Origin of the sequence: Treponema sp. HNW (assembly GCF_050320395.1) — a bacterium.
Classification (GTDB): Bacteria; Spirochaetota; Spirochaetia; order Treponematales; family Treponemataceae; genus Treponema_C.
The window spans coordinates 1,992,734-2,008,841 of the sequence record NZ_CP144459.1 but is presented as its reverse complement, the minus strand read 5'-3'; the positions used below and the strand labels follow the sequence as shown (position 1 = coordinate 2,008,841).

Annotated in this window: 12 protein-coding genes; 5 read left to right on the top strand and 7 right to left on the bottom strand. The window is 46.2% G+C overall.

Annotation, left to right across the window (positions count from 1 at the left end; genetic code table 11):
- Positions 1–513 precede the first annotated feature (513 nt).
- From V1L52_RS09245 to V1L52_RS09230, 4 genes are read right to left on the bottom strand one after another with little or no spacing between them, the layout of a single operon-like run.
- The gene (locus V1L52_RS09245) at positions 514–2,745 is read right to left on the bottom strand and encodes an ATP-dependent helicase (RefSeq protein ID WP_428769011.1); all 2,232 of its coding nucleotides are present in this window, start codon (positions 2,743–2,745) and stop codon (positions 514–516) included.
- Positions 2,742–4,142, bottom strand: a complete 1,401-nt coding sequence (gene rimO / locus V1L52_RS09240) for a 30S ribosomal protein S12 methylthiotransferase RimO (RefSeq protein ID WP_428769009.1) — start codon at positions 4,140–4,142, stop codon at positions 2,742–2,744. Before rimO ends, V1L52_RS09245 begins: the two co-directional genes overlap by 4 nt.
- Positions 4,135–5,238 carry a helix-turn-helix domain-containing protein gene (locus tag V1L52_RS09235; RefSeq protein ID WP_428769007.1) on the bottom strand — a complete coding sequence of 368 codons (1,104 nt, stop codon included), beginning with the start codon at positions 5,236–5,238 and terminating at the stop codon, positions 4,135–4,137. The genes rimO and V1L52_RS09235 overlap by 8 nt, the downstream gene beginning before the upstream one ends.
- An 11-nt stretch (positions 5,239–5,249) precedes the next feature.
- The gene (locus V1L52_RS09230; RefSeq protein WP_428769005.1) at positions 5,250–5,945 is read right to left on the bottom strand and encodes a LolA family protein; all 696 of its coding nucleotides are present in this window, start codon (positions 5,943–5,945) and stop codon (positions 5,250–5,252) included.
- A gap of 222 nt (positions 5,946–6,167) precedes the next feature.
- On the opposite strand from V1L52_RS09230, the gene V1L52_RS09225 reads away from it, so the two are divergent.
- Together V1L52_RS09225 and V1L52_RS09220 are read left to right on the top strand one after the other, a co-directional pair.
- The gene (locus V1L52_RS09225) at positions 6,168–7,160 is read left to right on the top strand and encodes a magnesium transporter CorA family protein (RefSeq protein ID WP_428769003.1); all 993 of its coding nucleotides are present in this window, start codon (positions 6,168–6,170) and stop codon (positions 7,158–7,160) included.
- Position 7,161: 1 nt separating this feature from the next.
- Entirely contained in the window at positions 7,162–8,298 is a 1,137-nt protein-coding gene (locus V1L52_RS09220; protein ID WP_428769001.1) for a formylglycine-generating enzyme family protein, read from the top strand.
- Between the two features lie 11 nt (positions 8,299–8,309).
- Here V1L52_RS09220 and V1L52_RS09215 read toward each other — a convergent pair whose 3' ends face one another.
- On the bottom strand, positions 8,310–8,984 hold the full coding sequence (locus V1L52_RS09215) for a metallophosphoesterase (protein ID WP_428768999.1): 675 nt from the start codon (positions 8,982–8,984) through the stop codon (positions 8,310–8,312).
- Positions 8,985–9,064: 80 nt separating this feature from the next.
- A complete protein-coding gene (locus tag V1L52_RS09210) occupies positions 9,065–10,222 on the bottom strand; it encodes a pyridoxal phosphate-dependent aminotransferase (RefSeq protein ID WP_428768997.1) in 1,158 nt (385 codons plus the stop codon).
- A 119-nt stretch (positions 10,223–10,341) separates the two neighbouring features.
- Here V1L52_RS09210 and V1L52_RS09205 point away from each other — a divergent pair, with 119 nt between their 5' ends.
- Positions 10,342–12,291: a hypothetical protein gene (locus tag V1L52_RS09205; protein ID WP_428768995.1), complete on the top strand. Its 1,950-nt coding sequence runs from the start codon at positions 10,342–10,344 to the stop codon at positions 12,289–12,291.
- A gap of 155 nt (positions 12,292–12,446) precedes the next feature.
- Complete coding sequence (locus V1L52_RS09200; protein ID WP_428768994.1) at positions 12,447–12,884, top strand: single-stranded DNA-binding protein; 438 nt, start codon at positions 12,447–12,449, stop codon at positions 12,882–12,884.
- A gap of 131 nt (positions 12,885–13,015) precedes the next feature.
- Here V1L52_RS09200 and V1L52_RS09195 read toward each other — a convergent pair whose 3' ends face one another.
- Positions 13,016–15,289 (bottom strand): peptidase U32 family protein, encoded by a 2,274-nt coding sequence (locus V1L52_RS09195; protein WP_428771824.1) that lies wholly within the window; start codon positions 15,287–15,289, stop codon positions 13,016–13,018.
- A gap of 142 nt (positions 15,290–15,431) precedes the next feature.
- On the opposite strand from V1L52_RS09195, the gene V1L52_RS09190 reads away from it, so the two are divergent.
- Positions 15,432–16,091 carry a hypothetical protein gene (locus V1L52_RS09190; RefSeq protein ID WP_428768992.1) on the top strand — a complete coding sequence of 220 codons (660 nt, stop codon included), beginning with the start codon at positions 15,432–15,434 and terminating at the stop codon, positions 16,089–16,091.
- Positions 16,092–16,108: the final 17 nt, after the last annotated feature.

Genomic DNA, 16,108 nt, shown 5'->3' with positions numbered 1-16,108 from the left:
TGCGTGCGTCGGTTGCTGCCCGACGGGAGTCGGGTATGCCGGGCTTTTTTTATTTAAAAGGGCTGTCTAAAGGACAGCCTTTTTAAATAAAATAGAGTTCTAGGGAACCGGCGCACACAGTGCGCTTTCAGTTTGCTCCCAGTGTATTGGAAAGCCCTGTTTCTTTCACGGGCAAACTGGGTAAGTGAGCAGCTGGTGCTAAAAACTTCAGCTTTTAGCACCGGTTATGTATGCGAGTTTGACGATAAGGCGCAAGCCTTACGCCAAACTCGACGCGCACGGCAAAAGTACCCGACTATTGCCGTGCGCAGGTTGCTGAGCGCTCTGCGCTCGAAGCCGGGCTTTTTTTATTTAAAAGGGCTGTCTAAAGGACAGCCTTTTTAAATAAAATAGAGTTCTAGGGAACCGGCGCACACAGTGCGCTTTCAGTTTGCTCCCAGTGTATTGGAAAGCCCTGTTTCTTTCACGGGCAAACTGGGTAAGTGAGCAGCTGGTGCTCTATTACAGAGCTTTTCAATCTTCCGATACAATCATGAGGCTGTGAGCTTGGTATTTGGGTAAAAAGCGTTTTTCGGCGCCGTTTTCGAATTGGACGGTAATTACGTAGTTGTCTTCAGCGTCTTCTCGGGTTTTGGTGATGACTCCGTAGCCCCAGTCGTCATGATAGAGCCGTATGCCGCGTGCCCAGCGGCGGGCGAGGGGATTGGAGGATTCAACCGGGGCGGCGGAAGAAAAGCCCGTTTTACGAAGGGGGGCAAAACCGTAGGGGGTTTTTCCGATTATTTCTATGCCGTCTTTTTCCAGCTCGTACAAAAAAAGGCTTGGTTCGGTGTAGTCGGTGCGCCCGTAGAGGCGGCGCATTGAGCACGATGTCATATACAATTCGTCTTTTGCCCGCGTAATGCCGACATAAAAGAGGCGGCGTTCTTCTTCCAATTCTTCGCCGGTTTTATCGCCGCGGGGAAAGATTCCCTTTTCAAGGCCGGTGATAACGACGCGCGGGAATTCCAAGCCCTTGGTGTTGTGCAGGGTGATCAGGGTTACCGCATCTTTTTCTCCATCGGTTTCTTCGGCCGCTTCCAGGGTGCGGTCGAGCTCGATGTGGTCGAGAAAGTCTAGGAGTCCCTTGCGGGTATTCGGATAAAAGACGGCACTGTTTGCAAGTTCCTGCATGTTTGCCGTTTTTTGTGTGCCGGCTATTTCATCCTGCGCGCTGTAGTGTTCGTTTAAACCCGACGACAAAATGATTTTTTCTACAAACAGGGAAAGCCGCTTTTCTTCTTTGTCTTCATTTTTATCCTCATTGTCAGCCTCATCTTTGTCCTTACCCAAAAAAGCGGAAAGTGAATCTATCAGGTCTGCAAAACCGTTCAGTGCTTCGGCCGTTTTTTTGGTTAGCGAAGAAGGGCCCATGCGGCAGCCTGCAATAAAATCGATTTGATTATCCCGAGACTGTCTGTTTACCTCGCGCACAAAGTCGACTATTTTATCCTGAGACACGGCTCCTATGGAGCGTGCGGGTTTATTGACGATACGCCGGAAAGCGATTTCGTCTTTCGGGTTTGCGATAAGGGCTAAAAAGGCGAGAATATCTTTAATTTCTTCGCGCTCGTAAAACTTGAGGGCACCGACAACGCTGTAAGGAATTTTTCGGTGTAAGAATTCCGTTTCAAAACCGAGTGATTGGGCGTTTGTGCGGTACAGAATTGCCCAGTCCGAGTAGGGGCAGCCCTTTTTATAGGCTTCCTGAATAAGTTCGGCGCAAAAGGCGGTTTCCGCATCCTGGGCGGGTAAAAAGGCGAGGACGGGCTTTTTACCTTCTCCGCGCTCGGAATGAAGGGTTTTGCCTAAGCGTTCGGTATTGTTGCGCACAACATTGTCGGCGGCGTGCAAAATCGGCGAAACCGAGCGGTAATTGCGCTCCAAACGTATGATTTTAGTGCCGGGAAAATGCTCCTGAAAGTTTAAAATATTTTTAACTTCGGCCCCGCGGAACTTATAGATTGACTGGTCGTCGTCTCCTACCACGCAAATATATGTACCGTCCGAAACAAGCTGCTGTAAGAGTAAAAACTGTGCGGTATTCGAATCCTGATATTCGTCGACCATGATGACTTTAAAACGTTCGTGCATACGGGAGCGCACCGTCTCATCAGAGCGGAGCACACACACGGGAAGCATAATGAGGTCGCCGAAATCGACATTTCCCGTTTCCCGAAGGCGCTGCTCATAGGCTTCGTAGATGCCGGGAAAATCGGGGTCGCTTTCTATCACCGATAAATCGGGGGAATCGGGAAAAAGGCAATAGTCTTTTGCCAGCGCGATTTTATGGGCGGCGCGCGATGCCTGCTGACGGGAGAGGGAGGGAACCGCTTTGGAAAGCAGAGTTACGGTGTCATCATCGTCATATACGGTAAAATTCGGTGCAATGCCGGCCTGTACTGCGAAGCTGCGTAAAAAACGCGCCCCGAAAGAATGAAAGGTACGGATTTGCGTATCTGCCGCCTTTTCTTCCAAAAGACGGGCGCGCTCGGCCATTTCGTTTGCGGCCTTTTTTGTAAAGGTAACGGCCAGGATGGAACGCGGGTCGAATCCTTTTTCGCCTATAAGGTAGGCAATCTTGGTTGTGATAACCCGTGTTTTTCCCGATCCGGCTCCGGCTAAAATCAAAAGAGGAGAACCCTCGTGGGTAACCGCTTCGTATTGCTCCGGATTTAAAACTTTAAGATATTCGTCCGCATTCATAGGCTTAACACTCCGACTACATCGACACCGCGTACGCCGTCTATGCGTACTTTTACGACAGCTCCCGGAAAAACGCTGTGTGCATTTTCGGCATCGGGGTCGAAGCGGATAACGCAAATACCGTCCGCTTCGGGCGCTTGAAAACGGCAGCGGCCGAGGCCGAATGATGTTTCTTCGTCTTCAATACGTTCTTCAACAAGTACATCGCAAACCCGGCCGATATAGCCGTGTAAAAGTTCTTCGGTTATTTTTTCCTGAGCGCTTTGAAGAGCGGCGATGCGTTTTTCGACGGTTTTTGCAGGGATCTTTTTTTTAATCAGGGCGGCGGGGGTGTCTTCTTCGGCACTGTATGCAAAACAGCCGGACCACAGCGGTTTTATCTCTTTTAAAAAGGCGAGGGTATGTTCGGCTTCTTCGTCGGTTTCGCCGGGAAAGCCGCATAAAAAGGTAGTACGCAAAACCGCGTCTTTTAAATCGGCTTTTATGCGGCGGATAAGTTCGGTATAGGATTCGGCCGTACCCCTTCGGTTCATCGCGCGGATAATGCGGTTATCTCCCGACTGAAAGGGAAGGTCGAAGTAGGGGATAATGCGCTTATCTTTTTGTATAAGGGGCAATATGTCGAGGGGAAAATGGTCGGGGTGAATGTATAACAGCCGAAGCCAAAAATCCCCTTCCAAAGCGCTTATTTTTTGCAATAAAAGGCTCAAAGGGCCGGGGCTTTGAAAATAGAGGGGATCTTCCGAATTACCGTTACACGCCCCGTCGCAGCCGTAAGCGGCCAAATCCTGTCCGATTAAATTGAACTCGAAGATACCGCGCTTTTGCAGGCTGCGGATTTCGTCCACAATATCGTCCGCACTGCGGCTTCGTAAATTGCCTCTGATAAGCGGGATTGCGCAAAAGGAGCAGCGGTTATTGCAGCCTTCGGTAATTTTGATATAGGCCGAACAGGGAAACCCCAAAAGCTTGGTGCGTTCTCCCGCACATACGCCTTTTTGTTCGCGTTTTATAACGGGCCGCTTTCCCTCTTCGAGTTTATCGAGCAATTCGCCGAGGGCATTCAAATCTCCGTTACCGAATACGGCATCGGCTTCGGGCAAATTTTCTTCAAAAACATCGGCATAGCGCTCGGAAAGGCAGCCTGCAAGTATGATTTTTGCGGCAGGATACGCTTTGCGCGCGGCAAAGAGGGCATCGAGGGATTCTTTTTTTGCGCTTTCGATAAAGCCGCATGAATTGATTATAATCAAGCCGGCCTTTTCGGCATCTTCGGTATAGGCGTAACCGCGCTTTTCCAAATAGGAGATAATCAATTCGCCGTCAACCTGATTTTTTGCACAGCCGTACTGATCGAGGTAAAAACGGCGCAAAAGCGATGTCCCGGATTCAGTCAACTTCCGCTACCGTCAGTTTATACACGCCGTCCGCTTCTTTTATCCAGCGGACATCCTGCACTAAAACCTGACCGGGGCGTCCCATTTCCAAATCGTAAGACTTTCCCTCGGCAACGAGCTGCATTTTTACGGTGTTTGCATTGGAAATCCACAAGCGAAGCGCGCTTTGTGCCGATACCTTTAAGGTATCGCCGGAAGTTAAAAAATGTTCCGACGGATCGCTTCGGTCGCTTTTATACCGGTACAGACACATACCGCGGAAACTTGCATTTATCGTAAAGGGGTAGGCGCGGTTATCCTGCAAAATAACCGTATGCTTGGTACCGTCTTTTAAAACTTCACCGGATTCCAATGCAACCGAACCTGCACTTATAAGCTCGCTTGCCGATAAGGCGGCGGTGCTTCCGGCTTTAACAAACATACGGACTTCCGCTCCCAAATCTTCGTTTTCTTTGGATATATCCGATAAAAACACTACGATATCCGCGCCGCCGGTACCGTCGATGTCCATTTCCAGTTCTTCACCCAATTCAACGTATTGCACTCCGATGGGAGTACCGAGGGCAAGGGTGTTCAGTGTTTTTTCGACACTTAAGCTGAGTGTGTTTTCGGGGAAGGGAATGCGAATCGTATCTCCCTTATACAGGCGCCGCTGCAAGGGAATGGCCGAAATCGTGTAAGACTGCCCCTTGTTTTTTCCCAAATCGACCGCCGCCGCCTTTGTTCTTCCCGGCTTAATTACGGTAAAGTAGAGGCTTAAAACAACGGCTGCACACAGGCCGACCGCTCCTCCCGCAATGGCGGCAATCAGTTTTTTGCTTATACGGTGTTTTATGATAAGCTCTTCGGGAACGGGCGCTTCCTGCATGATTTTACTTTTAAAAAGTTTTACAATGTAGGTACTGTCCAAACCCAAATAGTCGCTGTAATTGCGCAAAAAACCGGTAACGTAGGTATGTCCGGGAAATATGTCTATGTTTTCGCTTTCCAAGGCTTCCAGGTACTGTTTTGAGATTATTGTATCGCGGGAGGCCGTTTCCAAAGAGATATTTTTTTCTTCACGTTTTGTACGCAGTAAATGACCGAAGCTTTCCATGTCTTCTTTCCTTATTCCGTAAGAAGAAAATTGTTGTACGTATTTGCCGACGACGGAGCGTCATACAAAAAACGGGTATCGGGAATGTTTTGGTTTAATGCGTAGTTTGAAAAATCGAATTTGAATACATCTGCACTTACCGCCGATACGGCTTCCACCCGTCGAATCAATAAGGTTGAAGGATTTATTGCAAGTTTTACGGTTCTAAATCCTTCCGACGTATTTTTACGGGATAAAAGCAGCTTTATAACCTTTTCTTCGGCGGCGCTTCCGGCCGTATTTTCATCAAGGGCGACGGCTTCCTGTCCGGTTTCGTATGCAATCGAATAGTAGCGGCTCATCAGGGCAAGGCCTTGAGGGGTGGCAAGATTTGCCGCCCGTGCACGGTTTCCGCCTTCCACGGATTGACTCAATATGGCGCGCGGACCGGGAAGATAAACGGTCAACTGCTCGCCGTTAAATACGATGGTTTGGGTTGCCGGATCGGAAAAGTCGATACGCAGCAAATTGGGTTTTTTAAAAGATACGCGGGAGTGCATAATACTTTTGTTTGCCGTTATTGTCATATCGGCTTCATAGTCCCGTATTTGGCCGTATTTTTCGGAAACCGTTTTAAAAAAAGCGTTGACCGTCAATATCTGCGCTTGGGAGCTTAGGGAAACGGCTGTATAAAGCAGGAAAAATATACTTATATTGATTTTCTTCATTATATGCACATACCTCAATAGGTTATAATAAAAAAGATTTGCCTATAAGTCAAGTACGCAAAAAAAAGAAAAATCCGTATACCGATTGATTTTTTTTGCCCGTAGCGCTAAAATACTGACAGGTTTGTGGACCTGTCATCATGTGTCATAGGAGGAGCCGTATGGATTCAGACCCCGGCAGTAGTTGTTTATATTTTTCTATGCACACAGGAGGGCAGGCCTATGATAACGTTTTGGCAGCAGGAAAACGGAAAACTCGTTCAGCGTTCGGAATCGCAGCTGAACCCCGATTTGAATAAATGGGTGGATGCACGTTCGGTAACCCGCGAAGACATCCGCATTCTCGAAGAAGATTTTAATATTGAACAGGAACACATTCTCGACATCCTTGACCAGGACGAGCTTTCGCGTATAGAGCGTGAAGACGATTACACCCTGATTATTTTGCGCTTACCCGTTTTTATTCCCGATAACGATATAAGCTATTTTACGGTTCCCCTCGGCATCATTTTGTATCCGGGAACGATTATTACGATTTGCTGGACGGATTGCGAGGTACTCAGAGACCTTGCCGAAAACCGTATACGCGATTTAACGCTGTCGGACTTTCCCGCCTTTATTGTGCGTATTTTAAGCCGCTCGGATACCATCTTTTTGCGATACCTTAAAGAAATAAACAGGCGTTCGGCAACCATTCAAAGCCAGCTTGAACGCTCCATCCGAAACAACGAGTTGATTTTACTTTTAAACCTTGAAAAATCTCTGGTGTTTTTTACGACTTCGCTTAAAAGCAATCAGATTTTGTTTGAAAAAATCGGTAAAACCCGCATTATCAATTTGGACGAAGAAGACAAGGACTGGCTCGAAGACGTTGCCATAGATAACCGCCAAGCCATTGAAATGGCGGACACGTACAGCAATATTTTGTCGGGTATGATGGACGCCTTTGCTTCGGTTATTTCAAATAACCTGAATATCGTTATGAAGCGCTTAACGGTTATTTCTTTAATTTTAATGATTCCCACGTTTATAGTCAGTTTTTTCGGCATGAACGTTCCGCTTCCCTTTATGAAGTCCGGCTGGCTGGGCGTTACCGTTATCAGTATCCTCTGCATTGTAACGGGCTTTATTGCAAAATTGGCTTTTTCCGACCGTCCCGAACGTTCAGTGCGCCGCACTAAGCATTCAAAAGAAAAGCGGAAAAAAAGGGGGTAATATGACGGATGCGGTAAAAAAAATATGCGGTGTTTTGTTTTGCGCTCTTCCCCTGTGTCTGTTTGCTCAAGGTGAAATCTCCGGCTCAAATCCGCGGCCGAAGGCTGAAGATTTTCCCCAACGGCTTCAAGTTGTACCGGACTCGGCCGTGACGGGCGCAGGTGTGCCCGAATACATAAAAAACGAAATGATTGCCTTTGTAAAACCCGCCGAAAAAGAAGACGAGTTTGTCATCGGAGAAGGGGTGCAGTCGGTAACCGCAGTACGCAAGGTGTATCCCTTTTTTATCAATAAATATGAAACAACCTATGCTTTGTGGTATGAAGTGCGCCTGCGCGCGCAGTCTCTTTTGGGATATGTTTTTCAAAATCCCGGTCAGGAAGGCTCTTCCGGCAGACGGGGAAAGGCGCCTGCCGATGAGGGAATGTACCAGCCCGTTACGAACATAAGTTGGCGCGATGCCCTTGTGTGGTGCAATGCGTTCAGCGAACTTGAAAACAGAAAGCCCTGCTATACCTATAAGGGAGAGGTTTTGCGCGATGCTTCAAATGCGGCCGCCGTTGATTTGGCGGAATGCGATTGGACTGCCGACGGTTTTCGCCTTCCGAGCGAAGCCGAATGGGAATACGCGGCGCGCAAAATTCGCGGCAGATCCGGAGTCGAAAGTTTTACCGCGGGTAATAGCCTGTCGGGTGCCGCGTGGGATGCCGAAAGTATTGAAAAAGCGGTAAAAAGTTACCCGGAAGAAAAAGCTTCCCTACAGGGAAGCGCTTCCCGCACGAAGGATGCCTCGCTCCCCTCTCCGTTATTATATCCGGGAACCGCCTTTATCGGCACTGCAGGCAGCGTTTTAGGCCCCTTGAGTATGCCGGGGAGCGGAAAGCCCAATGCTTGCGGTCTCTACGATATGAGCGGCAATGTATTGGAGTTTTGCTGGGATTGGTTTGCCCGTTACGATGAACAAGACGGCGGAAGCGAAACGGCTGTGTACGGCGCGCGCTACGGTACCGACAGGGTGTGCCGCGGCGGAAGCTGGAGCCCCTATGCGGCTTTTTTATTCAGCGCCGACCGCTATGCCTATAATCCCGGAGAAGCGTATAACTACATGGGGTTCCGTTTTGCCGCAACCGCCCGCTGATATGTTCGGTTTTAGCCGAGGCGTTTGAGTTTGGCCTTCGTAACCGTCCATCCGCCCGTATCGCTTTGTTCGGCTTCCAAAATGCCGTATCGTCCCTCGGTTAGGGAGCCGGGATTCATCAGAACGGTATCGTCTATAGCATCTACGGCAAAGGATTCGTGGATATGGCCGCTTATGACGGCAAGGGGTTTGTGCTTTTCGATAAAGGTTCTGACCGCCTTTGAACCGACGTGTGCGCCCGCGCTTATCATATCGAGCTTTGTATTATAGGGCGGATGATGTATCAATAAAATCAAATTATCGCAGTTGTCTTTTTCGTGTACGATGTTCAAATCGCTTATCAATTCTTCTTCGCTGCGCTCAAAGGGGGTAACGCCGGTAAACTTTAAGCCTCCGCCGCTTCCGGCAAAGGCAAGACCGTCGCGGAATACCAAATCTCCCTGTACCGATACGTCCAGATTTTCCAACTCTTTTAAAAATTCTTTTTCATCGCAGTTTCCCAATACGCAAAACAGACTGTCGTGTTTTTTTACGAGCGTATTTAAAACAGGCAGGGCCGTTTCCGTTTCTTCAAACCGCGCAAAATCTCCGGCAAAGAGTACGGCATCGGCAAGGGCGAATTCTTCATCCAATTGTTCAAGATGTTTTTCATCGCCGTGAATGTCCGACAAAACAAGAAAACGCATATACACCTCCGCGTTTTACGTAAGAACCGAGCGGGCTTCAAAAACCGGCTGTTTTTCAATCGTCCCGCTGCGGCACTTCCCTATAACTTTTTTATTGTATCCGCAAGAATCTTCATCTGTGCGGCAGTTCCTATTGTAATGCGCACAAAGTCGCCCGTATCCGCCCCTGCAAAATACCGCACCAAAAAGCCGCAATTTTTAAGTTTTTCATAAACGGTTTTTCCGGATAAAGCGGGTTTTTTATCAAGACCGCCCTTTTTAACCATAATAAAATTTGTCGAAGAAGGCAAGACCGTCCAGCCTTCACGGCGTAATTCATCCGAAAAAGCATCCCGTGTGCGGACAATCCGCTCGGCGTTTTCGGCGTAAGTTCTCCAATCGGCACAGACGGCCTCTGCGGCGCACCGGGTAAGGGCATCTACGGGGAAATGGTTAAAGGAGTTTTTTACCCTTGTCAAAGCCGCCGCCGCATCGCTTCGGGCGATGCAATAGCCCAGTCTCATACCCGCGAAGGACAGGGACTTTGAAAAAGTACGCACTATAATAAGATTTTCATATTTTTTCAAAAGAGGTAAGGCCGTGGTATGTGAAAAATCCGCATAGGCTTCATCTATAACAACGGCGCGCCCCTGTGCATTTTGTAAAATCGATTCAATGTCGGAAAGGCTCATTGCAATGCCCGTGGGTGCGTTGGGATTGGCGCATATAAAGCCGGAAAAATCCGGGCCGGAAACATCCGGGCCGTAAACCGGATTTTTAAAGGCGCTCACAAGCGCTTCGGTATCGACCGTCCAATCAGGTCTGAGGGGGATTTTTTTAAGCGGAATATTGTAATACTCGCCGTAAACCGGATAAAAGCTGTAAGTATGTTCGGGCAATAATACGGGCTTGTCGGAATCGAAAAAAGCGTAAAAAATAAATGAAAGCACTTCATCGGAACCGTTACCGCAAAAAATCATATCCTCGGTGATTTCAAGGGGCAGTTTTTTCTTCGCATTTAACAGGCCTCCCGATTCGTTGAGCATGCGGGCAATCGAGCGTTTTAATGCACGCGATTCGGGGTCCGGATAGAGGCTCATTTGCATTGGGGAGGTATCTATAAAATCTTTGAGCGCTTGTAAAACTTTTTGCGAAGGGGGGTAGGGGTTTTCATTTGCATTGAGTTTTATATAGTCTTTGTCCGAGGGTTGTTCTCCGGGAACATAGGGATGCAAATGAGCGATTCGTTGTGAAAGCACATAACCTCCTGTTTTCGTAGTGTATAGTATGAGATGTATCCAAAACGGTCAAGAGGAAAAAAACGGGAATATGCATATTTATGATTGGAAAAGTTTTAATATTGTAGTATAATATAGTAATGGCAAATAAAGTAAACATGTTAACATTATTAAAGCTGTTTGCACAGCGTCAAAATCATGCTCACATTTCGTTTGCTGAGTTCTGTGCTTACATGCAATATTATGCGCAGCGCCATTTGCATGAATTGCCGGATCTGGTCGTATTTTTAAAAAATCCGGAAGGGCCGCTGCAAAAATATTTAGATCCTCTTGAGGCGGAACGCTCTATTATGATTGTCAATGCCGATACGCCCAAAAAGGGGATTATTGTTATATCCTTTTATGTTGAAAAATATGCAAACCGTTATCGCGAAATATTGAATAATCCGGCTATTCCCTATCCTCTTATAACGGAATTGCCGTCTCAAACACCGTTGGAGGTAGCCGAGCGCCAACAGGCTTCCGCCCTGCTTACCCGTTTATTTGATGAAACGCAGGAAGAAGACGGTTCGGCTTCTTCGCAAAAGGAAAAGCCGTCTGTACGGCTTTACGGTCTTGTTTTGCCCAAAGATTTGCCGATTATTCTTTTTCCGTCGGTTACATCGGTGAATATTTTGCTTGATATAGCGATGGCAAAAATACGGCAAATGCTGCGCAAAGAAGAGTACCATGATTATTTTCTTAAAAAGCTCAGGGTGACGAATCCGGGAAAAGATATATCGATAAAATCGTTTTTTACCCAGTTTATACAGCGTCCTACTGATGCTCTTGAATCCATACGTACTTCCGGAGAAATCTTTTATTTTTGGGGACAACTGTGCTTTTTTATCCGACAGGATTATGAAAAGGTAAAGGATTATACCCAGGAAGATATTGCGATTTTACAAAGTATTTACTTAACCGAAATCGCTCTCGGTTATTATAAAAACAAATCGCAGCGTGCAAATCAAAAGGCTCAAGCTCTTCGCGTGTTGGAACAGCTTTTGAATAAGCCTCCCTACTATTTCAGCAAGGAAACGATTCAAAGTTTTACCGACTTAAAGGGAAACAAACTTTTAGGACAGTACAGCGAAAAAGATTTATCCGATTTTTTACATGCAAAGACAACCGCTTTTTCCGACAACAATTTGCCCGAACTGTTAACCTTTAAATTGCATACGGGAGAATACTATTATATCAATAAAGAAAAGGTTATTCCTCTAATCATACGCTTATGCGCCGATGCCCGCGATACGATAAAAAGCGGTTTGACAAAGGAGTGGTTTGCCCTGTATAAGCGTTTTGACTCGGTTTCCGCAATGAACGATAAAAAAGCTTATGAGCGAAGGCTCGAACAGGAACTTTTAGCTCGGGCTCCCGTTTTATATGCGCTTTTGCATTCCAATTTTTTATCGCTGTTATATTATGAAACCCTTGTGTCGAAGGAAAGGGCAAAACACACGCTTAATTTATTTGCCGACGGAAAACTGCTTCCCTACAGCGAACTGTTGATGTTGTCTCGTTCGGAAATTGTAACCGATGCAAAAATCCTCTTGCCCTTTTGGTATACCACGCCTCCGATTTCGTGGATTGCCGGTTTTATTATGAGGCCGCGCAGAAAAAATAAAAAAAGACAGGAAGAAGCGGAAATTAAAACCGCACATGTGCAGATTCAGGATGAAAGCGACAGCTCTTTAAACGCAAAGACGGAACGGCGCAAAGAATTCCGTTCCGCAGCCGAAGTTGCCGAAAAACACTTGGTACCTCCGGGGTCCGACTTGGATCGTGAATTGACCTCATATATGAATCAATGGAATCATTTGTTGGACAAGCGGCTGCGTATAGATCTTACCGAAGATGTCAATTCTTTAATACGCGATTATATGCGTAAAACCATCAGAACTTTGAAGTCTTCGAATTTTACGGTTGAACGCATTCACGACCTTGCCGGTATCTTAATCAGAACATCGGCTTTGCAAAAAATAAAGGATAAAGATCCTTTGCATATGTATGTTGTGTTGTACATTATTCGTCTGGTAAAACTCGGATAATATCCTTATTTCCGTTCCCTTTTTTTTATCTTCTCTTTAAATTAATAAAAATCCATAAAAAAATGCGTTTTTTTTAAAAAAAAGTCTCTTTTTTTTTCATTCCGCGCTAATAATATATATGTACGGCCGAACAAAATTATTGCGGAGGTTTGATTATGAATTCACTTAATTCCATTATTCTTGAAGGAAACATCGTTCAGGAACCGGTTTTGCGCGAAACCGCAAAGGGAACGAGTGTGTGTACGTTTTCAATTATGTGCACGAGAACGTATAAACAGGATGAAGGCTATGAAAAAGAAATTTCGTTTTTTAACATTGATGCTTGGGGCAAGTTGGCGGAATTAACGGTGAAAAACGGAACCAAGGGCAGGGGTGTACGTGTTGTCGGGCGCTTAAAACAAAGCCGCTGGGTAGACAGCGAAGAAAAAAATCGCAGTAAAATCAGCATTGTAGCGGAACACATTGAATTTAAACCCGTTTTTAAAAACGCTCAAACGAAGGGCGCGGTAAAAATCGCCGAAGCGGTTGAAGACACAAGCGTTCAGGAAGAAGCCGTACAAACGGAAGAATATGATGAAGTTCCCGTTTTCTAAAAGGAGGTAGAACGAAAAACGGAGAAATGCCGGATCTGCCGAAAAGAGAGGGTATCAAAGAATGCCGGGTTTGAGGCATTTTCTATGCTTCATTCGGCGCGTGCCGGCTCTATGGCGGCTCCGGTTCGGCTTTATCTTCCCTTTGTCCTGGCGCCTTTGCCGGAAAGCGTTTTTTTCGCCGGATGCGGCTTTGAAGAGGATTTAGACTGTTTGAACGGAGCCGAAGATTTTTCGGTTTTCCGCTGTGCCGGGCGAAGTTCTTCGCGGTTTTGTGTCGGAGAATAAAAGCCGTCTTTCCAGTTAAAACGCTCGGTGCCGGGAAGAGCTTCACCCTTGTGCAGGGCGCGCATAATAGCCTTTATATCGCCGCGCCGCACGCCGGTTTTTGACATATCGATTAAAAAGCGCGAAAAGCCCTGCTTTTTTAGTATGTGTACGCGGTCTATAATCGAAAAGGGGTCGGCAGGCATGACAAAGGAACCGTCCGGCGTCGAAAGCGCCCTGAACGACATTCCCTCCCTGTCATTAAACATGCTGAAGTCGTAAGAGTCCGGCAGTTTAAAGCGCATACGAAAGAGGGCAGGATATGCAAAGAGGCATATCATCAGGCGGGAGCGCTGAGGACCTTCAAAAATGCTTTCGAGGGTGCTTCGGCTGCTTTCGTGGCTCATAATAAAAGCGTCTATGTTTTGATTTTCGAGCCAGGAAACCGCCCAGCGGTTAAAGGTATATAAATAGGGGCCGCCTATCATAATGTCCTTTTCGGATTTAAGCATATTGATATGGGCCGGATTGTTTACAATCCATTGGTAAAAGCCCGCTTCGCGCAATGCTTTTAAGTCGCTTTCCAAAGCGGCCTGCGTTTCGGGTGTACAAAAGGGGTCAAGCGAAATAAAAACCTGTTTTTTCGAACAGGGAAGCGCTTCTTTTTTTGCGATAAGGGAACGCCGGGTATCGCTGTTCAATTCCAAAATAAAGCGTACCGGGTGCTCCGCCAAACATGCGTGCATATCCGAAAGCGTGCTCACCTGTATATACACACCTTCCGGAAAAAAGGATAAGCTGTCTTTTTTTAAAGGCGTTAAATCGAGGATGGGAAGCCTTTCGTCTGAAGGCTGTAAGCGGTAGGGCGATAAGTCGGCGGGAAGCACGCGCTTATACCGCTTTGACATGGACTTTGTTTGCAAAAGATAGACCGGATCGCCGCGTCCGGCTTCGGGCGGTACGCTTATCCATGTTTCGGCTGTTCCGTGTGAACTTGGGGTGTTTTGCACTTCCTGCACTTTATAGCTGATACGTCCCGAATCGTCTTTTTTGTGGATGCGGATTGAATCTCCCGCTTCCGGCTCGTAGGAGCCGCCTTTTAAAAGGGCGAATTTTTGCACCGAATCGGTACTCCCGTCCGCCGGTGAGGCTGCCGCCGAATTTTCGGTACGGGAGCTTTTTTCCGAGCGCAGACTTTCTATTTTACCCAAATAAATACCGGTACCGCCCGCCTGATTCGGGTTTAAGAATTTTGATGCATCGCTTCCGTCGAACCAATAGCGGGTTTTTGCGCGGGCAAAGTCGGTTGAAAGCATACGCTTGCCCGTTTCAACGGCGCCTTTTTCATCTTTTTCCCAATTGTCTAAAACATAGCGGTAGGCTGCCGTTACGCTTCCGACGTATTCGGCGCTTTTCATGCGTCCTTCTATTTTAAATGAGTCTACCCCCGCTTTTATCAGGGCGGGAAGGCGGTCTATAAGCTGCAAGTCGTGCGGCGAAAAATAATAGCCTTTTTCTTTTGCGCCTCCGGGAAGTTCGGCTTCGTAATAACGGCGGCACGCTTGTGTACACATACCGCGGTTTGCCGATTTTCCGCCCAAAAAACTTGAAAAAAGACACAAGCCCGATTCGCTTACGCAGAGGGCGCCGTGTACAAACACTTCCAATTCGGAAGAGGTGCTGCGTTTTATTGAAGATATTTCTTCAAGGTTTAATTCCCGCGCCAAAACGACGCGTTTTATGCCTTCTTTGCTTAAAAGGTTTACGGCTGCCGCACTTGCAATATTCATTTGAGTTGAAGCGTGCAGTTCAAGTTTCGGAAAGAATTCCTGTACCATGCGCACGATGCCGAAATCCTGAACAATCAGGGCATCGGGGCCGACCTTATTCAAATAGGATAAAAAACGGTATAAGCGTTCGGTTTCGCTTTCTTCGATAACCGTATTGACCGTTACATATATTTTTTTCTTTTGCCGGTGTACGGCTTCAACCGCCGCTTCAAATTGATTCCACGCAAAATTCGAGGAGCGTAAACGGGCATTAAAACTTTTAAGTCCCATATAGACGGCATCGGCACCCTCGCCTATTGCCGCGTCCAAAGCTTCTATGTTGCCCGCAGGAGCTAATAATTCAGCCATAATAAGTTGAGTATACACCAAAAACCGCAAAAAGAATAGGGGAGGGGAGAAGCGGGGCGGGCAATATAATAATTGACTCTGTATAGAAATTTTAAGGATTTTAATATAAGTTTTATAGAGGAAGAATTTTAATAGGGTACGGACTATGGGAGAAATTATGCATGCGGTTAATCCTTATATGAAAAAATTATTGTTGATACCGATAATTGCGATTTTCGTGAATATTTTATGTTCGGCAGAAGCTTATTCGGTAAAAGTAAATGAAAATTTTGAAACTATGGAATATGAAATAGTTCTAAATAATAACGTTGTTGAAGTTTTACCCTTTAGTTATTTTTACGGCTATCAAATTCATAATGACCGAATTTATTTTATTGATACGGGCAGCTCCCGCATTTCCCAGTACGGAAGATTATTCTTTTATGATGTGAAAAAAAGAGAAATGATTTATACACAGATTGAAACAGGTTATACATTCTTCATCACAAAGGATTCAAAAATAATAACTTCTTCTTTATGTGCCGTTGAAAATCATAATGAAATAGCGGATGTCTTTAGTATGAATTTTCCCAAAGGAGCTCCTTTGGATATATCAATATATGAATTGGAGAATCAAACTTTAATAAAAACTTTTCGTCTGGATAAATATAGAGCAGGCTTATCCCGAAATTATTTGTGGTTGGAATTTGAATTAAAAGATACGTATGTGATAATCAGATATGGAATATCGGATACACCGCTCAAGATTGAAGTCGGAAAAATTAACATATATTCATTGGTTTTCGAGGGAGAAAAATCTGATTGACTGATTTCATTCCGATG